The organism is Marinomonas algicola (genome assembly GCF_014805825.1).
Lineage (GTDB): Bacteria > Pseudomonadota > Gammaproteobacteria > Pseudomonadales > Marinomonadaceae > Marinomonas > Marinomonas algicola.
Map to the genome: position 1 here is coordinate 2,977,134 of NZ_CP061941.1, position 20,281 is coordinate 2,997,414.

General features: G+C 42.6%; 17 protein-coding genes. 8 read left to right on the top strand and 9 right to left on the bottom strand.

Annotated elements, in window-relative coordinates; all coding sequences use genetic code 11:
• Nucleotide 1 precedes the first annotated feature (1 nt).
• The 7 genes from IEZ33_RS13585 to apbC all read right to left on the bottom strand — a co-directional run bounded on the left by IEZ33_RS13585 (nt 2) and on the right by apbC (nt 6,450).
• The gene (locus IEZ33_RS13585; RefSeq protein WP_191600574.1) at nt 2–1,279 is read right to left on the bottom strand and encodes a TRAP transporter large permease; all 1,278 of its coding nucleotides are present in this window, start codon (nt 1,277–1,279) and stop codon (nt 2–4) included.
• A complete protein-coding gene (locus IEZ33_RS13590) occupies nt 1,273–1,758 on the bottom strand; it encodes a TRAP transporter small permease (RefSeq protein WP_191600575.1) in 486 nt (161 codons plus the stop codon). Before IEZ33_RS13590 ends, IEZ33_RS13585 begins: the two co-directional genes overlap by 7 nt.
• Before the next feature lie 44 nt (nt 1,759–1,802).
• The gene (dctP, locus tag IEZ33_RS13595; RefSeq protein WP_191600576.1) at nt 1,803–2,837 is read right to left on the bottom strand and encodes a TRAP transporter substrate-binding protein DctP; all 1,035 of its coding nucleotides are present in this window, start codon (nt 2,835–2,837) and stop codon (nt 1,803–1,805) included.
• A gap of 145 nt (nt 2,838–2,982) precedes the next feature.
• A complete protein-coding gene (locus IEZ33_RS13600; protein ID WP_191600577.1) occupies nt 2,983–3,897 on the bottom strand; it encodes a LysR family transcriptional regulator in 915 nt (304 codons plus the stop codon).
• Between the two features lie 480 nt (nt 3,898–4,377).
• Nucleotides 4,378–4,659 (bottom strand): hypothetical protein, encoded by a 282-nt coding sequence (locus tag IEZ33_RS13605; RefSeq protein ID WP_191600578.1) that lies wholly within the window; start codon nt 4,657–4,659, stop codon nt 4,378–4,380.
• Nucleotides 4,660–4,770: 111 nt separating this feature from the next.
• Nucleotides 4,771–5,364 carry a dCTP deaminase gene (gene dcd, locus IEZ33_RS13610; RefSeq protein ID WP_191600579.1) on the bottom strand — a complete coding sequence of 198 codons (594 nt, stop codon included), beginning with the start codon at nt 5,362–5,364 and terminating at the stop codon, nt 4,771–4,773.
• Between the two features lie 9 nt (nt 5,365–5,373).
• Entirely contained in the window at nt 5,374–6,450 is a 1,077-nt protein-coding gene (apbC, locus tag IEZ33_RS13615; RefSeq protein ID WP_191600580.1) for an iron-sulfur cluster carrier protein ApbC, read from the bottom strand.
• A gap of 320 nt (nt 6,451–6,770) precedes the next feature.
• On the opposite strand from apbC, the gene metG reads away from it, so the two are divergent.
• The 8 genes from metG to nth all read left to right on the top strand — a co-directional run bounded on the left by metG (nt 6,771) and on the right by nth (nt 15,958).
• Nucleotides 6,771–8,828, top strand: a complete 2,058-nt coding sequence (gene metG / locus IEZ33_RS13620; protein ID WP_191600581.1) for a methionine--tRNA ligase — start codon at nt 6,771–6,773, stop codon at nt 8,826–8,828.
• Between the two features lie 294 nt (nt 8,829–9,122).
• A complete protein-coding gene (rsxA, locus tag IEZ33_RS13625) occupies nt 9,123–9,704 on the top strand; it encodes an electron transport complex subunit RsxA (RefSeq protein ID WP_191600582.1) in 582 nt (193 codons plus the stop codon).
• 7 nt (nt 9,705–9,711) lie between these two features.
• Nucleotides 9,712–10,314 (top strand): electron transport complex subunit RsxB, encoded by a 603-nt coding sequence (gene rsxB / locus IEZ33_RS13630; protein ID WP_191600583.1) that lies wholly within the window; start codon nt 9,712–9,714, stop codon nt 10,312–10,314.
• Between the two features lies 1 nt (nt 10,315).
• Nucleotides 10,316–12,769, top strand: a complete 2,454-nt coding sequence (gene rsxC, locus IEZ33_RS13635) for an electron transport complex subunit RsxC (RefSeq protein ID WP_191600584.1) — start codon at nt 10,316–10,318, stop codon at nt 12,767–12,769.
• Nucleotides 12,770–13,828 (top strand): electron transport complex subunit RsxD, encoded by a 1,059-nt coding sequence (rsxD, locus tag IEZ33_RS13640; protein WP_191600585.1) that lies wholly within the window; start codon nt 12,770–12,772, stop codon nt 13,826–13,828. It begins immediately after the preceding gene.
• Nucleotides 13,828–14,442, top strand: a complete 615-nt coding sequence (gene rsxG / locus IEZ33_RS13645; protein WP_191600586.1) for an electron transport complex subunit RsxG — start codon at nt 13,828–13,830, stop codon at nt 14,440–14,442. Before rsxD ends, rsxG begins: the two co-directional genes overlap by 1 nt.
• A 31-nt stretch (nt 14,443–14,473) precedes the next feature.
• Entirely contained in the window at nt 14,474–15,229 is a 756-nt protein-coding gene (locus tag IEZ33_RS13650) for an electron transport complex subunit E (protein WP_191600587.1), read from the top strand.
• A 93-nt stretch (nt 15,230–15,322) separates the two neighbouring features.
• Complete coding sequence (gene nth / locus IEZ33_RS13655; RefSeq protein ID WP_191600588.1) at nt 15,323–15,958, top strand: endonuclease III; 636 nt, start codon at nt 15,323–15,325, stop codon at nt 15,956–15,958.
• A gap of 159 nt (nt 15,959–16,117) precedes the next feature.
• Here nth and IEZ33_RS13660 read toward each other — a convergent pair whose 3' ends face one another.
• Together IEZ33_RS13660 and IEZ33_RS13665 are read right to left on the bottom strand one after the other, a co-directional pair.
• Entirely contained in the window at nt 16,118–17,350 is a 1,233-nt protein-coding gene (locus IEZ33_RS13660) for an MFS transporter (RefSeq protein ID WP_191600589.1), read from the bottom strand.
• A 364-nt stretch (nt 17,351–17,714) separates the two neighbouring features.
• The gene (locus IEZ33_RS13665) at nt 17,715–20,273 is read right to left on the bottom strand and encodes a two-component system response regulator (protein WP_191600590.1); all 2,559 of its coding nucleotides are present in this window, start codon (nt 20,271–20,273) and stop codon (nt 17,715–17,717) included.
• Between the last annotated feature and the right edge of the window lie 8 nt (nt 20,274–20,281).

A 20,281-nucleotide genomic window follows, 5' to 3' on the forward strand; every position in this document is an offset into this window, starting at 1 on the left:
ATCAATTAAAAACACTCGGTAATAATAAAGTTAAACTCGGAAAGCAAATAACAAAGATCTGAGCAAAAACAGCCACCATCACAAACGGCCAAATACTTTTAAACATCTCAGTGATTTCGATCTTACTCACTGCCGCCGCAACAAAAACACACGCCCCCATTGGCGGAGTGATCAATGCAATGGTGATATTGATTGTAATCACCACACCCAGATGTACTGGATCAATACCAGAGGCAATCGCCACGGGGAAAAACACCGGCGTAAGTAACATTAATGCAGACACTTCTTCCATTAACATACCGATAAAAAAAGTAATCAGACTGAGAATCAAAAGCACAGTAGTAGGATTATTTTTAAAAGGTTCCAAATATACGAGGAGTTGAGAAGGTAATTGCGCATAAGCCAATAACCAACTCACCACAGACGACGCGGCAATAATGACAAAGATGGTGCCAGTCAAAATAGCTGTATCAATAAGTGCTTCACGAAGTTTGCTAAATGACAAGCTACGATTTAGCAAACCGAGCAGCAAAGCATAAGCAACAATTAAAGCACCCGATTCAGTTGGTGTAACAAAACCAAAAACAATACTGGAGACAATGATAAAAGGAGCTATCAAGGCTGGGGCCGAATACCAAAAAGCGTATAAAATGCCTTTAACGCTAGACCTTTCCGTTTGACTTTGTAAGCCAACTTTTCTGGCATACAGATAATTCATAATAATAAAAGCACCACCAAGCAATAGGCCAGGAATGACGCCAGCCAGAAACAAATCTCCCACGGAGGTATTGGTCAAAGACGCATAAAGAATCATGAAAATACTGGGTGGAATAATCGGTCCAATCAATGAACTGGCAGCCGTTAAACCTGCAGCATAGCTAGTTGAATAACCTTCTTTTTTCATCGCAGGAACAAGCAGCGACCCAAGAGCGGACGTATCGGCAACCGCTGAGCCATTCACACCCGCAAAAAACACGCTAGACACAACATTAACGTAGCCTAAACCACCGCGCAGATGCCCAACCAATGAGTTGGCTAAACGGATCAATTGCGAGGTCAATCCTGAGGAGTTCATCAAGTTGCCAGCAAAAATAAAAAGCGGAATGGCCATTAAAGCAAAAGAATTAATACCGCCAAAAAACTGTTGAGGCACCATGCGGTAGGCTAGAAAGAAGTCAACAAAATAAAAGCCTATTAATGACGCTAACAACAGGCAAATAAATAATGGCACACCTAATAATATGTTTACTAAAAAGGTAATAACGATAGCAATCAGCATGCTTCATTCCTCTTGTGATTCTGCGGGAATGGCCCTTGCATAAGTACCATCAAAAACAAAGCACCAAAGCCAATAGGCACAGATAACAAAGGAATCGTTTTGCTCACACCCAGACTCATGCTGGCAAACTTATTCAGCGAGATTGAATAACGTGCACTCACGTAGATAAAAAACAACGAAACGCCCAGTACGACCAACCATTGATACATACGAATCAACTGACGAGCAGTATGACCAACGTGTTGTTCGACAAAAGAGACTCTCATGTGTCGCGAGTCTACATAGGCGCAAGACATCGCCAACATGACACTGGCAATGATGCCATATCGAGAAAGTTCATCCGACCAAATAGGCGAATGATTTAAAATATAGCGAGTAAATACGCTATACAAGATAAGCAATACATTCAAAGCAAGAATGGATGCCGATGTAAACAACAGTAAGCGATACGATGTTGCCCGTATAGAGTTCAAAGTCATAATGGCCTCGTAACGGCGCCCAAAGGCGCCGAACTAAATGGGGTTTACTTTTTAAACCCAACGTCTTTTAATGCTAAATCAACCCATTTCTGATCGATACCTTCCTCTTCTAACCATTTAAAATAAGAAGGCTGGCCCACTGTACGAAATTCTTCTAACTCGGCCGCCGAAGGACGATACACTTCCATTCCCTTCTCTTCTAAAAAAGCAACACGGGAATCAACCTGACTTTCAACCGCTTTTCTGTTGATGTCATTCGCTTCTTTCACCGCCGCCATTAAAGCCGCTTTGTCTTCAGATGAAAGGCTTTTTAGTAGCTCATCATTGCCGACTAAGAACTGGTCGGAATATTGGATGTTTGCCAACGTTGCGTATTTTTGCACTTCAAATAAACTGCCTAAAATAATGTACATAGGCGGATTCATCTGGCCATCAGCGACACCTGTTTTTAGAGCAAGGTAAACTTCTGTCCAGGGGATTGGTGTTCCAGACGCACCAAATGCGTTGTAAAGAGCAACCTGACTTTTATCCATCGCCCGATAGCGAAGACCGTCGAAATCTTTCGGGGATTTAATTGGGTGCTTATTATTGGTAAAGGCAAGAAAGCCGCCCTCTTCCACTACCGCCATAAGGTGCCCACCAGTACGCTCATAAAACTCACTCTGCACAGCTTTCCAGTAATTTCCTTCATCAAAAAACTGACGGGCTTGATCAAAACCACTGAATAGGAAAGGAATGGCACTGACAAAAATTTCTGGAAATAAAGGAGAAACACCTCCAAAAGACGCCACATTTAGACTTGGCGTATTTAATACCTGCTCCATGCGCTCTTCCTCTTCACCCAACATGCTGTTTGGATAAAGCTTAAGAGTCAGTTCACCATTGGTTTTCTGATCCACTAATTTTTGCAGATTGGTTGCAAATAAATGTACTGCATTCTTATCTGCATCAGCCGCACCGTTATAACTTAGATTGATGGTTTGTGCTTGAACAGCAAGAGACATGGATGAAATGGCGGCCCCTAATGCCATTGCTTTAAACAAACGTGTTTTACCGAATATTTGATTCATAACTGTCATTTTTGAGTTCCTTTATGATTTTAAAGTAATCTGTTTTCTATCATTTTATTATTCACACTATCAACTTAAACTTGAGCTGTTGACATCACAAGACCTAAAACGTTGCAATAAAGTCAACACACATTAGAAAACAAAATTAGCCACTCTATTTGTGAGCTAAGAACGCCATCGTTTCACTCAGGTGGCTCAAAAGAGCCTGAGCAGCCAAAGTCAATTCTCTACTTTCTATGCTCAAAACTTGCACTTTGGCTTGGGAAAGAATACTGCTCTTAATAGGAATAACGACTATCTTCCCCTGCTCAATTTCGTCACGTACGGTCAGTAATGGCATAAAAGTAATACCAAGACCTGACATCACAAAGTTCTTCAAAGCGGCAACCGAGTTAGTTCTAAGGCGAGGCGTTAATTTTAAATGATTCAATTCTTCTACCAGTGTCACCAAGCGCCCCATACCCGTTGATTTATCAAGAAGAGCAAAAGGATACTCTGCAACAGAATGGAAAGTCACAGGCGCTTGTTGTTTGGTTAAAGCATGCCCTGGTGGCACGATCAGTTCAAGGGGGTGACTGGTTTCGAGATGACAATAGAGTTTGGGGTTATTAACAGAAGCGTAAGTTAACGCAAAATCAATGTGCTCCTCTTGGAGTAGTTGTACCGCATCCTGTGCTCCAGCCATTTCTACTGACAATTGAATCCCTTTATGCTTCTCCAAAAATGACTGCAATGAAGATGAAATCAGATCACCTAAAATCCCCTCACCTACCGCAATTCGCACTTCACCCGTTCTCAAATTGAGTAAATCATCGATTCTCGATAACGTGGCTTGTTCACTGGCCGACATTTTTCGATAATACTGAAGTAACTCATTACCTGCAGGCGTAATAGGATTATGGTTATTCGTTCGATCCCAAACGGGCAACAGTAATTTTTCTTCTAATTGAGACAACAAACGACTGACTGCGGAGGGATCAACATTGAGTCGAGCGGCGGCTTTCCTCAGTGTTTTATAACGCGCAATAGCATTAAGGTATTCCAATGCACGAGGGGGGAGTTTATGCATAAATATCCTAAAAAGATAAAAAGGTGGGTACACTTTAGCTTAAATTGAATTTGCAATGGGAGCAAAAATAAAATTCGCGTCCCGATCCACACACGACGATGTGAAACGCTTTTTCCAGTAACAGTATCTTCACCTCACAACAAAGAACGACGAACGCATTGAGAGATGCAATGGCATTACGGGGTATCAGACAAACTGACTTGTTGGCTTCTGGCCCTTGGCCTCGTTTTCTCCTCAGCCTTGAGTCGTGTCCTTTTCAATTTGAACGGCGATCGCCGTTGTGCCTTTGGTCGTTAGGTCACACGTTGGTACGCTCACTTGTTACAACTGTATCAAGTCACCTTGCTTGGTTATCGTTATTATGACGAAGTCTTTGCTTTAGAACTTATAACTCTGGGCAGCCATGAAAATTTTATCGTGATGAGAATGAGACTTTCGAGGGTTGTAACTACAAAACAGTTATAAACAAATAGGCCTAGCTTAACGCCTTGTACCCCAAACTTTTGAAACGGCTCTGTCTGAACCGAGTGTCCCGACAACTAATGCGGTGGCAGCGACGCCAAAAAACACAATGAAGGGGACTATGGCTCCGCCTTGGCTAAAGTGGATGCCTAGATAGGCGATGCCTAAGGATAACAGCAGAAAGATACAGCCCATTATCACTAAAATGGTTCTATGAGATTCTTTATAAGAGAACGCTCCCTCACCGCGCTCAAACACATTCAATAAGGGTAAAAAGAGTTTTCTTAGAGGCTGTTTCACGCAAGGTTCCTATCGGTTTCTTTGTGTCTGACAGAGTATAAGGTTGTAAAAGACGCTCGTTTTAGACACGCTTTTACAACCTTAATAGCCGCTCATTACCTGAGTATACAATTAAAGTAATTTTTCATCATTACTGATACGGCTACCAACGGCTGAACTTTGGTCACGATATTTAGCATTGTCACGCTTGTTGTAGGGGCGATCCGCCGCGCCAGTCATGGTTTCAAAATTAATCGCGCCAATGGTCATACCAGGGCGAACGGCAAGCGGTAATTTACCACCGTTTAAAAACTCTAATACGATTCCACCGCTCCAACCCGGGTCGATTCGATGCGCCGTTACGTGTACCATAAGCCCCAAACGCGCCAAAGAAGAGCGGCCATCTAGCCAGCCAACAAGGTGCTCGGGAACCGTAATGGATTCTTTCGTAACGCCCAAAACCAATTCACCAGGATGAATAAAGAAAGGTTCTCCATCAGGCAGAACGATTTCGTCTCCCATCACCGATTCTATGGTTTTATTAAGCGCTTCTTTTGGACCACTTAGATCCAAGTAAGGTGCAGGATGCCCTTGAAAGACCCGAAACGAGTTGCCTAATGTTAGGTCAACGGATACCCCACTGATGGCATTGTTATCTGGCCTTGGGTCAATGGTGATAACGCCCTCATCAAGGGCGGCTATAATATCTCGGTCACACAAACGCATTTTTTTTCCTTAATCATCACTCATGCCAATGGTTGGCATTTCAAAAGAAGTATTTGAATTGGCAAGAGTAGCACCAAGCTTGCGTGCAATCGAATGATAAATGGCGGCAACATCACCTTTTTCATCGCTGACAACTGGCGGCACGCCAGCATCACTTTGTTTACGTATCGCCAAACTTAACGGTAATTTACCCAATACGTTCACATCAAACTCCTGTGCTAAGGCCTCTCCACCTTCGTCACCAAAAATGGCTTCATGATGACCGCAATTTGAACAAATATGGGTCGACATATTTTCAACCACACCTAAGACAGGAATGTTCACTTTGCGAAACATTTCAATACCACGGCGGGCGTCCAATAACGCAATGTCTTGTGGCGTTGTGACGATAACCGAACCCGCGACAGGTACTTTTTGCGATAAAGTAAGCTGGATGTCACCCGTACCCGGTGGCATATCGACAAACAAAAAATCAAGATCATCCCAATCCGTTTGCGTAAGTAGCTGCATTAATGCGCCCGTTACCATTGGACCGCGCCATGCAACAGGCGTATCTTTGGTCATAAGAAACGCCATCGACATGACTTGCACCCCATGGGCAACCGGTGGAATGAAGAACTTTTCATCACGTACTTTAGGTCGTGTATCCGCATCAAAACCAAGCATCATGCCTTGGCTTGGGCCATAAATATCGGCGTCTAAAATACCCACTTTTGCGCCTTCTTGGGCCATAGCTAAGGCAAGGTTTACCGTTGTAGTAGATTTACCAACACCCCCTTTACCCGACGCGACGGCAATCACATTTTTCACGCCTGTCATACCCGGTAAGTTACCTTGAGTACCGTAGGACTCAATTGTACTCTGAATCGTTAAATCCACTTTACGAGTATCGCCTAGCTGACTTAATGTCGCCTGGATTCGATTTATCAAACTGTGTGTTTCTGTTTGAGCTACGTAAGGCAAGCTTAACGTAAGCGTTAATGACTCCGCGTGACTGGATAATTGCCAAACATCGCCATAAGGTGACTGTGAGTTTTCATCCACTAATGCCTTTAGTTCAGACAATATTTGCACGTCAGTTAACATGAAACGCTTCTCCTAAAATAAAATACCGTGAGCAAGGGTAAAATTACGCTCATAATTAAAAAAAATGGGGGCATTTGCTATAAAAGCAAGTCCAGCACTTGCACCTATTTCAGTGGTTCTTATAATTACGCGGTCAGATTTTTAACCGCGCTTCGAATCTCGCTTTTCTTGAGTCACGCTATTGCACGTCAATAGTCTGATTTGGACACCATAAAGAGTCGAACGCCACCTACAATCCATTGGTTTTTTTGCGATGTGTTTTCGTATCCATCTCAAATACACTGACTGGAATGTCATCATATTTAATAGGCTTACATAAAATGGCACACACGCAACGCAAAATTTTAGTTACTAGCGCCCTTCCATATGCCAATGGTCCCATTCATTTAGGTCATATGCTAGAACATATTCAAACTGATATTTGGGTACGCTTTCAGAAACTAAGAGGCCACTTATGTACGGCGGTTTGTGCGGACGATGCTCACGGCACCGCGATTATGATCAAAGCCAATAATCAAGGCATTACCTCTGAAGAATTGATTGATGGTGTGCGTAAAGAACACATGGCGGATTTCAACGATTTCTTAATCGGTTACGATAACTACCACACGACCCATTCAGAAGAGAATAAAGAGCTGTCTTCTTCTATTTATATGGCCTTGCGCGCCAACGATAAAATTTCCGTTCGTTCTATTGTACAAGCCTACGACCCAGAAAAAGAAATGTTTCTAGCGGATCGTTTTATCAAGGGAACCTGCCCTAAATGCAAAGCTGAAGATCAGTACGGTGACAATTGTGAAGTCTGTTCAGCCACTTACACACCAATGGAAATGATTGATCCTCGCTCAGTGTATTCTGGTGCCACACCGGTTGAAAAAGAATCCGAGCATTATTTCTTTAAATTGCCTGACTTCCAAGAATTTTTGGCAAAATGGACTCGCAGCGGAACCTTACAAGATCAGGTGGCCAATAAACTGGCGGAATGGCTAGATTCCGGTTTACAGGAATGGGACATTAGCCGTGATGCACCCTACTTTGGCTTTGAAATACCCGATGCGCCAGGTAAGTATTTTTACGTTTGGCTAGACGCACCCATTGGCTACATGGCCAGCTTCAAGAACCTGTGTGATCGTACAGAAGGTTTGGAGTTTGATGACTATTGGGGCAAAGATTCAGAAGCCGAGCTGTATCACTTTATCGGTAAAGACATTATTAACTTCCATGCGTTATTCTGGCCAGCTATGTTGCACTCGGCGGGTTACCGTACTCCAACCGGCGTAAACGCCCATGGCTACGTGACGGTAAATGGCACTAAGATGTCAAAGTCTCGCGGTACTTTCATTATGGCGAGAACCTACTTAAACCATTTAGATCCTCAATATATCCGTTACTACTTTGCGGCAAAATTGAATAACAGTATTGATGATATCGACTTAAATTTAGAAGATTTTGTACAACGAGTTAACTCAGACGTTGTAGGTAAAATCGTTAACATCGCCAGCCGCACGGCGAGTTTCATTAACAAAAAATTCGACAACACGCTCTCGGCGGATGTTGTTGAAATGGACATGATACAAAGCTTTATCGATGCCGGTGACGTAATTGCGCAATTCTTTGAGCAAAGAGAATACGGTAAAGCCATTCGTGAAATTATGCGTCTTGCTGACATCGCTAATACTTATATTGCTGATCAGGCTCCTTGGGTATTGGCCAAGAACGAAGACACTCTTGGTAAAGCGCAAGAAGTCTGTACAGTGGCGTTAAATCTATTCAGTATTTTAATGACCTATCTAAAGCCCGTTATGCCGACGTTAGTGACAGACGCCGAAGCTTTCTTAAATAAGGAACTGACGTGGGACAACCGCAGTGAATTACTCTTTGGTACACAGGTGAATAAATTCTCCCCTCTGATGGGGCGTATCGATGCTAAGCAAATAGAAGCCATGGTTGAAGAATCAAAACAAGCCGTCGCCGACGCCGCAAAGGAAATCGCTGTCGCCGCAGAGGATAAAGCGGAAGAAGAGACCGAGTTATCAAAAGAGCCGATTAATGAAGAAATCGACTTTGATGCCTTTGCCAAAGTGGATTTACGCGTGGCGTTGATCGCAAAAGCAGAACACGTTCCAAAAGCCAATAAATTATTAAAATTAACACTGGATTTAGGTGGCGAAACACGCACTGTTTTTTCTGGCATTAAGTCCGCTTACAAACCGGAAGATCTAGAAGGCAAGTTGACCGTTATGGTGGCAAACTTAGCCCCACGTAAAATGAAATTTGGCTTATCTGAAGGCATGGTTTTAGCGGCGGGTCCTGGTGGTGAAGAAATTTACCTAATGGAGCCACATAGTGGTGCCAAGCCTGGGCAACGAATTATGTAGTACGATGCTTTAAATAGTCAAAGGGCCAATCGTACCTCATTGCGGCTGGCCCTTTTTATGACTCATATTTGGCACTAAATGAAGCGTCTCTCGACTTTATCAATAGTACTTCAAATAATAATAAACAAACCTATTCTTATAAGAATAGCCTATTAAATATATTCTAAATAAAACTAAGCAAACTCCTCTTTTAGTTTTATTAGTTATAAGCAGCTTGGTATAGTTACGCAGTACGTATTATCCCTTTTACGTGCGCTACTTTTAAACTCATCATATTTTTAAATTGGACGTGAGATGACTGACTATCTCTTAATTTTGGTCAGTACAATATTGGTAAACAATTTTGTATTGGTGCAATTTTTAGGCCTTTGCCCTTTTATGGGTGTTTCTAGTAAATTAGAAACCTCTATCGGTATGGCTATGGCGACAACATTCGTTTTAACCTTGTCGAGCTTATGCAGTTATTTGACCTTCGAATATATTTTGCGTCCATTTGGTCTGGAGTACTTGAAAACCATTTCATTTATTCTTGTGATTGCCGTTGTTGTGCAATTTACTGAAATGGTCGTCCGCAAAACCAGCCCCTTACTTTATCGAGTTTTGGGGATTTTCTTGCCTTTAATCACCACTAACTGCGCGGTATTAGGGGTTGCTTTACAAAACACCAGTAAACAACACGGTTTTGTTGATTCCCTTCTTTATGGGTTTGGGGCCGCCGTGGGGTTTGCCTTCGTATTAATTTTATTTTCAGCCATGCGTGAGCGAATTAATGTGGCTGATGTGCCAATGGCCTTTCGTGGTTCGGCCATTGGCATGGTCACCGCAGGTTTAATGGCCCTAGCCTTTATGGGCTTTACTGGTTTAGTGCAGATATAGGCCCAATATGACAACCATACTTATTGCTGTAGGCATTCTGTTAGTTCTTTCGCTTATCTTTGGCGCCATTCTGGGTTTTGCCAACGTGCGTTTCCACGTTGAAGGCGACCCAATTGTCGATGAAATAGACGCTATCCTGCCACAAACACAGTGTGGTCAATGTGGTCACCCGGGGTGCCGTCCTTATGCCGAAGCCATTGCTAATGGTGAAGCGATTAACCACTGTCCTCCCGGAGGTCAAGCCACGATTCAGGCGCTGGCCGACCTACTTGACGTGGAAGCCATTCCCCTCGATGGAGACCACGGAGAAGAGACAGCCACTCGAGTTGCCGTGATTCGTGAAGAAGAATGCATTGGCTGTACTAAGTGCATCCAAGCGTGTCCTGTTGATGCCATTTTAGGGGCCGCAAAACAAATGCACACCGTTATTGCTGACGAATGTACCGGGTGTGATTTATGCATTGATCCATGCCCTGTCGATTGTATTGATATGGTGGAAGTGGGTGTCACCACAAAAACCTGGTCTTGGGACAAGCCGATCGGACCAATGTCACGCCCTGGAAGTTTAATCGCTACTGACCGTCAACCTTCAACGGAGGCCAGTCACTAAAATGCTACCTACCGCACCTATTTTTGACTTTCATGGTGGTATTCACCCTGAACAAAATAAAACCCAGTCACTGACCTTACCTTTAGGAAGGCCAAAACTGCCTAAAGAGCTTGTTTTGCCTCTAGGACAACATATTGGTCAAGCATCTAGGCCGCTTGTCAGTGTTGGCGATAGTGTCTTAAAAGGTCAAACAATCGCCATCAACAATGGCTTTTTGAGCAGTTTTTTGCATGCGCCAACCTCAGGTAAAATCATCGCGATTGAAGACAGAGCCATTGCACACCCATCCGGTTTAAGTGACCTTTGCATCATACTTCAACCAGACAATGTGGAAAGATGGTGTGACCTTAGACCCATGCCACTTTGGCAGGAGTCCACCAAAACAGATGTGCTTACCTACCTGGCTGAAATGGGGATTGTCGGCATGGGTGGCGCGGGTTTCCCAACTCAGGTCAAATTACAAGGCGCACAAAAAAACAACCTTGAGTATTTAATTATCAATGCAGCGGAATGTGAACCTTATATTACGGCTGACGATATGCTAATGCGCGAGAAAACCGCACAACTCGTACAAGGCATCCAAATTCTGCAATTTCTAGCGGAAGCCAACGAAGTACTCATTGGTATTGAAGACAACAAACCACAAGCAATTGAGCAACTACAGAATGAAATTCGCGCTCGTCACCTTGAAAATCAAATTAAGTTAGCCATTGTCCCAACCAAATACCCTTCTGGCGGTGAAAAACAACTGATCCAATTACTTACAGACAGAGAGGTACCAAGTGGTAAACACCCTATTGATATTGGCATTATTTGTCAAAATGTCGGTACCTGTGTCGCGATATACGATGCGGTTGTGCTTGGTCAACCACTGATTTCACGTATCACCACACTCACTGGCGATGCCTTCTCTCAACCTCAAAATGTTGAGGTTCTTTTGGGCACCCCGATTGATCACTTATTAGAATACGCCGACTGTGATGACGCCACATTACAGCGCTTAATTATGGGTGGCCCAATGATGGGCTTTACCTTAGAGAACCCATCGGTTCCTGTGGTAAAAACCACCAACTGTATTTTAGCGGCCACAGCAAAAGAATTGCCTCAACCAGAGCCAGAGCAAGCTTGTATTCGTTGTGGAATGTGTGAACAGGTTTGTCCTGCAAGCCTATTACCACAACAGTTATTGTGGTTTACCAAGAGCCAAGAATTTGAAAAGGCAGAGCATTACAATCTGTTTGATTGCATCGAATGCGGAGCTTGCTCCTATGTCTGTCCGAGCAGCATTCCATTAGTACAATATTACCGTCACGGCAAAAGTGAGATCCGTGACGCTCGTGAAGCGAACATAAAATCCGATCATGCAAAACTGCGCTTTGAAGCACGTAAAGCGCGTCAAGAAGCCGAAGCAGCGGAAAAAGAAGCCAAACGCCTTGCTCGTGCCAAGCCCGCACCGAAAAAAGACACCGATAAAAAAGTGGCACCCGCCACACAAACAGAAACGGCGAAACCATCGGCGAATGATGCCAGTAAGAAACTCAAAGTAGACATTGCCATTGCAAAAGCAAAATTGAAAAAATTAGAAAAAACACTAACAACGGCTCAAGAAGAAGAAAGAACCGAGTCCATCACTCAACTTCAACTTGAGGTGAATGAACAAAAGAATACGCTCAGCCAATTAGAAAATGAGTTAAGTACTCTGGCACCAGCTCCGGCCAAAGCGCCAAAAATCACCAATTCTGAAGAAGCGGCCGTGAAGCAATTAAAAATTGATGCCGCCATTGCGAAAGCCGCCGTGAAGAAAATTGAAAAAGCCATTAAACGAGCACAGGACATTAATGCACCCGAGCTTGATGAGCTTAATAAACAACTTCAGACAGCGACTTTACGTGCCACCGATCTGGAGCACTCTTTAGCGACAGCAACAACCGCACTGGAACAAGCTCGCTCGGCTCAAGATACTTCCGAAAAGACGTCCTCGGCAAACAACGCATCAACAACAGCTGACGATACTCAATTGGCAAGCAAAAAACTTAAAATCGATGTCGCTATCGCTAATGCGGCGGTTAAAAAAGCCAAGAAAAATATCGAAGCGATGAAAGCCGAAGGCTTAGATGAGGCGAGCATCGATGCATCAGGGTTGCCACAAAAACTGACAGAAAGTGAGGCCAAACTTGCTGATCTTCAATCACAACTCGCTCAACTTGCAGAGTCATCAGGAAACAAAGAAACGGCGCCTAAAGAGGGCACAACAAACCCTCTTACAGAGCAGATCAAAAAACAAAAGATTGCCGTTGCGTTAGCAAAAGCTCAACTCAGTAAACTTAAGAAAAAATTAGAGAAAGAGCCAGAGAACGCCGCAGAGATACACATTGCCATCAGTGAGAAGCAAGCCGCTCAAACCGCCGCTGAAACCGAACTGGCTCAACTCCTCAACACGCAAGAGAAAAACTAAATGGCACTTTTAAGGATTACCTCTCCTCATTCTCAAAGAGCAGGCCGTAAAACCTCGTGGGTCATGCTCATGGTTATTGCGGCGACTTTACCAGGATTCGTCGTACAGACCGCCCTTTTTGGTTGGGGGACCTTACTGAATATAGTCATTGCCATTATCGCGGCACTGGTCAGTGAAGCCCTCATTTTAAAAATGCGCCAACGCGCCATTAACTTCTTTTTAAAAGATTACAGTGCCGTCCTGACAGCCGTTCTGCTCGGCTTGGCTTTACCTCCTAGTGTGCCTTGGTGGTTAACAGTAACAGCCAGTTCCTTCGCCATTGTATTTGCTAAACAGGTTTATGGAGGCTTAGGCAACAACCCATTTAACCCAGCGATGGTGGGGTATGCGATTGTCTTAGTTTCTTTCCCCGTGCCAATGACACAATGGCTAGGTTCAGCCGACATCGTCACCGCTCAAGCGACCTTACCTTTTGTTGATTCATTCGCCGCCATTTTTGCTGGCGTACCCGTGATAGACAGTTACACCATGGCCACGCCTTTGGATGCATTTAAACATAAAGAAGGGTTAATGAGTTCTGAAGCCTTTGCCAGTGTCGAAGGCTTAAGCACATCCAACCTATCTAACTGGTTCTATGTCAATATGGCGTACCTTGTGGGTGGTCTTGCTTTACTGTATTTTCGAATCATCACATGGCACACCCCTGTCGCCCTTTTAGGTGCATTGGCGGTAATGGCCTCGTTGTTTTATATTGTTGATGTCAGTAACGCCGCCACCCCCTATTTCCACCTTACAACGGGCGCCGCCATGTTTGGTGCCTTTTTTATTGCCACTGACCCTGTATCTTCTTGCACCAGTAATAGAGGCAAACTTTTCTATGGGTGTGGTATCGGCATTTTAATTTTCATTATTAGGACGTGGGGGGGGTATCCAGATGCCGTCGCATTCGCCGTCTTATTAATGAACTTTGCGGCTCCGTTTATCGATTATTACAGCCAGCCACGCTCTTATGGCCATAAAAAAGCCAAAAAAGGCCTTAAAATCGGAGACTCAAAATAATGGATATTATTGCTTCTATTCGTCGTAACAGTCTTGGGTTAGGTATTTTTGCTGTCGTCACGGCTGGTTTTATTGCGGTGACGCAGCAATTCACTAAAGCCACCATCGAAAAAAACATCATTGAAGCGCAGCTGGCCGCCTTTAGTGAAATTTTACCATCCGACCGCTACAATAATGAGCTATACACCGATGTTATTACCTTAAACGATTCGTTACTGGGCTCAAGCGAGCCGCATCACGCCTACCTCGCCCGAATGAACAACGAGGTAACGGCCATTATTTTTGAAACAACGGCGCCTGGGGGTTACAACGGCAATTTAGAGCTTTTGGTCGCTATCGATAAAAACAGTATTGTTACAGGTACTCGTATTATCAGCCATAAAGAAACACCGGGATTGGGTGATAAAGTAGATGTAAAAAAATCCCCTTGGGTTCACAGTTTTGTTGGCACCTTTCTAGGGGAAGATCAGGATAAAAAATGGCAAGTTAAAAAAGATGGTGGTGAGTTTGATCAATTCACCGGCGCAACGATCACCCCCCGTGCTGTCGTTCGATCGATAAAAAATACGCTCATCTATTTTGAACAAAATAAAGACAGCTTATTAAAACGTTAACCATCAAGCTTTAGCCGTTATAGGAAACAACATGAGTGATAACAACCTAGTTGATGACACAATAGAAGCAAGCAAAACAGGTACCGATTACGCTGAGATCGTCTATAACGGCATCTGGAAAAACAACCCAGCCTTGGTTCAATTATTGGGGCTCTGTCCATTACTGGCCGTAACCAGCACAGTAGTCAATGCCATTGGATTAGGGCTAGCCACTCTGGTGGTATTAGTCGGATCGAATATGGCGGTTTCATTAATACGCAATTACGTGGCCGATGCCGTCCGGCTACCTGCGTTTGTGATGATCATCGCCTCCTTCACAACCTGTATTGAGCTATTAATGCAGGCATACACCTATGAACTTTATCAGATTTTAGGCATTTTCATTCCTCTTATCGTAACCAACTGCGCCATCTTAGGACGTGCAGATGCTTTCGCCAGTCGTAATCCTATTCTACCTTCAGCCTTAGATGGATTTATGATGGGACTTGGGTTCATGGCCATTCTAGTGCTTCTGGGAGGAATGCGAGAATTGGTTGGCCAAGGGACGCTTTTCTCTGATATGTCATTATTATTTGGAGACATGGCTAACCATTGGAAATGGGTCGTTTTCTCAGATTACCACGATGTTCTGTTTGCTATTTTACCTCCCGGAGCCTTCATTGGTTTAGGGCTGTTAATTGCCTTAAAAAATTATTGGGATCAAAAAGAAAAAGCACGTATAGAAGCCAAAAAGGAAAAAACAGCTCCCGGCTCAAAGCGTGTTCGAGTGACAGGCAATGTGGCTTAATGACAAGCGTTAAGAGTCAACTAACGCCTCATTAATCACATACTATTTAAGAGAAATCACTTCTTTTCATTGAAAGAGCACAAAGGCACAACAGTGAATAAGCACAAAAGACATGAGATTTTTAGCCGCTTACGAGCCGAAAACCCTAACCCTAAAACTGAACTCGAATACAGTTCACCGTTTGAATTGCTTATTGCTGTTTTGCTTTCAGCACAAGCCACCGATGTGAGCGTCAACAAAGCCACTCGTAAACTCTTTCCGGTAGCAAATACACCCGAAGCCATACTTGCTCTGGGTGTAGATGGGCTAAAAGAATACATCAAGACCATTGGACTCTTTAATGCAAAAGCCGAAAACACCATCAAAACCTGCCGTTTACTGATCGAAAAACACAACAGTGTGGTTCCCGATAACCGAGAAGCTTTAGAAGCCCTACCCGGCGTAGGTCGTAAAACAGCGAACGTGGTGTTAAATACCGCCTTTCGTCAAATCGCCATGGCGGTAGACACCCATATTTTTCGCTTCGGTAACCGCACCAAAGTAGCTCCCGGTAAAGATGTATTAGAAGTCGAAGCCAAGCTATTAAAGTTTGTTCCGAAAGAGTTTTTACTTGACGCCCATCATTGGATGATTTTACACGGGCGGTATATTTGCGTTGCCCGCAAGCCTAAATGCGATGCCTGCATTATAGAAGATCTATGCGAGTTTAAAGAAAAAACGTCAACTTAAGCCGCGCGACTTTTTCTAAAACGAAGCAACCTCACACATTAACACCCTATTATTTCGAGTATCATTCAGTACTCAACTTCCAGTGAGAACGGCGCCACTCATTAGATGAATGGCTGATATAAATACGGTGTGTCTCGTTAATCGTCTTATGCGATACCATTAGGCTAGCTCAGCGATGTTATCAAACAGGGTTAGTCGACGTTTTTGCTGCCACATAATCCAACTTCCAAGCAGAACCAGTAAAAAAGCATCGATGGCGATGAGAACAAATACCAGATTCAGAGAATGGGTCAACTCAAAAATATAACCTGCAATAACATTCCCTAGGGTGCCTCCGAGTCCAAAAGTAACCATGCATATACCATTAATTTGCATTGTTGCTGTGGCTCCGAAAGACTGGCCAACCCAACCAGCCACCACACCCCACATTGGAAAATACATCAATCCATAACCAAAGCCAGCCAAGGGAGCAAACAATGCCGCATCGTAAAGGAAGAAAAGAATACAGACAAAAAACACACTGAAAATGCTTAATAACGAATACGCATGACTTTTTTTATCCGCTAACTTACCCACTAGAACGCCGGCAAACATACCGCTCACACCTGCGATAGCCCAAGTATAGCCACCCAAATCCGAAGACAGACCTAAACTATCTAAATACGTATTTAACCAGTTAGAAAATGGCATAGTGGCAAACCCGACTAAAAAGCAAATTAAACAAGAAAAAAATGCCACTCGGTGATGTCTGATGGTATTCATTAATAAACCAAATGAGAGTGCATTTTGGTTTGGTTCAAGGTTGGAACCGGAAACACCTTTATCAAGACGTTCTGTTTTTTCTGACTTTAATTTCACGAGTAGATAACAGGTAAGGCAAACCACGAACACGCCATATAAAGACGCAAATAACCAACTGGCTTGCCAACCAACAAGAGGAGCGACCAACAAAATAAGTCCGCCATTTATAGCATACCCCCAGGCTGTGCCACTTGATGCTGTGGCTAAATACGTCGAGCGATGCTGTCTCTGAGCATAACGACTTATGATTTCTACTATGGTTCCCCAACTCATTGCGGCACTCGCCGCCAGTATAGTAAGAAGGGCAATAATAACGACAGGCTCTTCTATCACAGACAGACTAAATAATAAGGATGAGGTTAAAATTCCTGTCATAATAGACAGTTTTGCCGTCCCTATTCTATGTCCCACGGCTCCCAGTAAAAGAGCGCCAAGTAAATACGCAATTTGTGTTAACGCACCAACAAGAGCCAGATGCCAGTGACTTATAGCAATAGTTTCGCGCATCAAGGGGACAAGCGCGGCAAATAAAAATAGGCCGAACCCATGACTTAAGATCTGATTTAAAGCAAAAACGAAAGCCATAAACATACAAATACCCCTTACTACAAAACAGTCTAGAGTGGGATATTTATGAGTAAAATCAGACTATTTTCTCTTAAATACCCGTGAGAATAAGCTGACATTATTCATTTTTATCGTTTATGCATGTCTCAATTCACGACAAATTATGACTTTTTAACGACAGAATTATTTGTATTAACTTTCCATTAAGAAGGGCATTAAAAAGGCGCTAGAGAACACATAAAGATAACGGTAAAAACACAGTAAAAAGGGCATGTCTAGGATAACAAAAAGACTCATCTACTAGGGAAGGTGCGAATAACATCGCGTAGCAATTTTTATAAAAATCTATTAAGTATTTTTCAATTCGAAATAGAATAAAGACGTTACGTTATTGCTTCTCCAATAATTCATTAATAGCCATATTCGCAATTGGTCGACTAAAGACATATCCTTGCATTTCATCGCAGTGCAATTCGGTAAGTATGGCTTTTTGCTCCAAGGTCTCAACGCCCTCGGCGATGACTTTTAAGTTTAGATGGTGCGCCAAACTGATAATAGAAGCGACGATTCCTTTGTCTTTTGCTGAGTGATTAATATCCTTAATAAAGCTTCTGTCTATTTTAATGGTATTAACAGACAAATCTTTGACCCTACTCAGTGATGAGTACCCCGTACCAAAATCGTCAATAGATAAATGAATACCCATATTTTGAAAAGCCAACATCTGTTTTTCGGCTAACCTTTGATTCTCCATCATTGAGCTTTCAGTAATTTCAAATTCTAAGTTTTCTGCTTTAAACCCCGTTTCCTCCAGAATACTTGCCACTCTTAAAGGTAAGTTTTCTTGAGCAATTTGAACGGCCGATAAATTCAAAGCCAAACGGCCAGTAATTTGTTTAGTGTCCCACCACTCTTTTGACTCTTTACAGGCTTTTCTCAAAATGGCTTCGCCAAGACGCACGATATGCCCCGTTTCTTCTGCCAAAGAGATAAACATATCTGGAGGAATTAACCCGTGCTTAGGATGATTCCAACGGACGAGTGCTTCTAATCCATCAATTTTACCTGTTGAAAGCGTCACTTTTGGTTGATAGTTAATCAAGAACTGGTCATTAGTAACAAGGTTATGCAGCTGCTGTTCTAATTCCAAACGAAATAAAGAACGATGATCCATTTCTTTCGTATAAAACTGTATATTGTTACGCCCTAACGATTTGGCATGATACATGGCAATATCAGCATGCCTCAAAAGGTCCTTGTAATTATTACTATCATCAGGGTAAGCCGTTATTCCGATACTTGCCGAAAGGCTTACCTGAGAGCCGGCTAAATTTAGCGGCTTTGCTATGTAACTTAATATACGTTCTGCAATAGGCAAAATTTCACTGGTATGATTCACCTGTTCCAATATAAGAGCAAACTCATCCGCCCCTAAACGTGCTGCGGTATCACAATCTCTTATCGAACTGGACAAACGCTTTCCAATTTCCTTAAGTAAAATGTCGCCAGAAGCATGACCCAAGGTATCATTTATGCTTTTAAAATTATCTAAATCTAAGAAAACTACTGCCATTTGATGCTTATTACGATGAGCTACATCAATGGCATGCTGAATGCGTTCCATAAAAAGTGTTCTATTTGGTAACCCAGTAAGACTATCGTAATTAGCTAAATAACGCAGTTTGTCTTCCGCATTTTTACGATAAGTAATATCAGTAAAAGCACCAATAAAATGGGTAACCACATTCGTTTGATCTCTTAGCACACTGATATTAAGTTCTTGAGGAAAGTAATTGCCTTGTTTATCAACGCCCCACACTTCTTCACGACTGTAAGTATCATTTTTCGTATTACTTAACAGTTGGCCAGCAAACATATGCAATACTTCTTTATATGGCTCACCCATTAATGTAAGCAATGATTTTCCGAGCACATCCTCAGCGGTAAACTCAGTAATAGTCGTAAACGCTGTATTTATTTTTAGTATTTTCCAATTATGATCACACACCCAGACCGCATCAAAAATATTTTCGAAAGACTTTGCCGCCAGTAAAAGGTCTTGCTCTGCTTGTTTTAAACGAGAAATGTTTTTTAAGGTTCCAGATATTCTAATTGGTTGGTTATTAGGGTCACGATTAACCACCTTACCTCTTAACAACAGCCACACCCATTCATCTCGATCGCTTTTGGAACGAAAAGTGGCTTCAAAATATTCAGCTTCATTTTTTAAATGATCAAAAAAACTTTTCTTAAGATCCACAAAATCTTCGGTATGTATAAGAGGTTGAAAGGCGTCGATGTGGCTAAAAATTGGAATGTCTTCCAGCTTCAGAGGCAATGGATTTTTACGTCTAAACTCACCATTTGTTAAATTCCAATCCCAAAGCTCATCGCCACTTCCCCACAAAGAAAGCTGAAGGCGCTCTTGATTCTCTTGAACTTCTTCAATATAACGCTGAATTCGATTTTGCTGCTCTAATCTATCTTTCTCATGCGACGAATTGCGGTTTTCCATTTCTAAATATTGTTTGTTCAATAATAAAGTCATGAAGTCACGATGTTGTTTCATCTCTAAATGACTTTTTATTTTCGCTCTTAAAATGGGTAAACAAATCGGCTTTGTAAAATAATCTACTGCACCTAATTCAAGCCCTTTAATTTGCTCTTGCTCTGAAGAAGAGGCTGTGACGAAGATGATGGGAATGTTTTCACACTGCTTGTACTCTTTTATTTTCTCGAATACTTCATATCCATCCATTTCTGGCATAGAAATATCCAATAGAATCAAATCGGGAGGATTTTTAGAACTGACAATTTTTAACGCTTTTATACCATTAGTAGCCACCAAGGTAGTGTAATCATCCTTTAATGCATTCAGCATCATTTTAAGATTAATGGTTTCGTCATCTACAACGAGAATTTTATGACGATGTACCGCTTGAACCATGATAATCC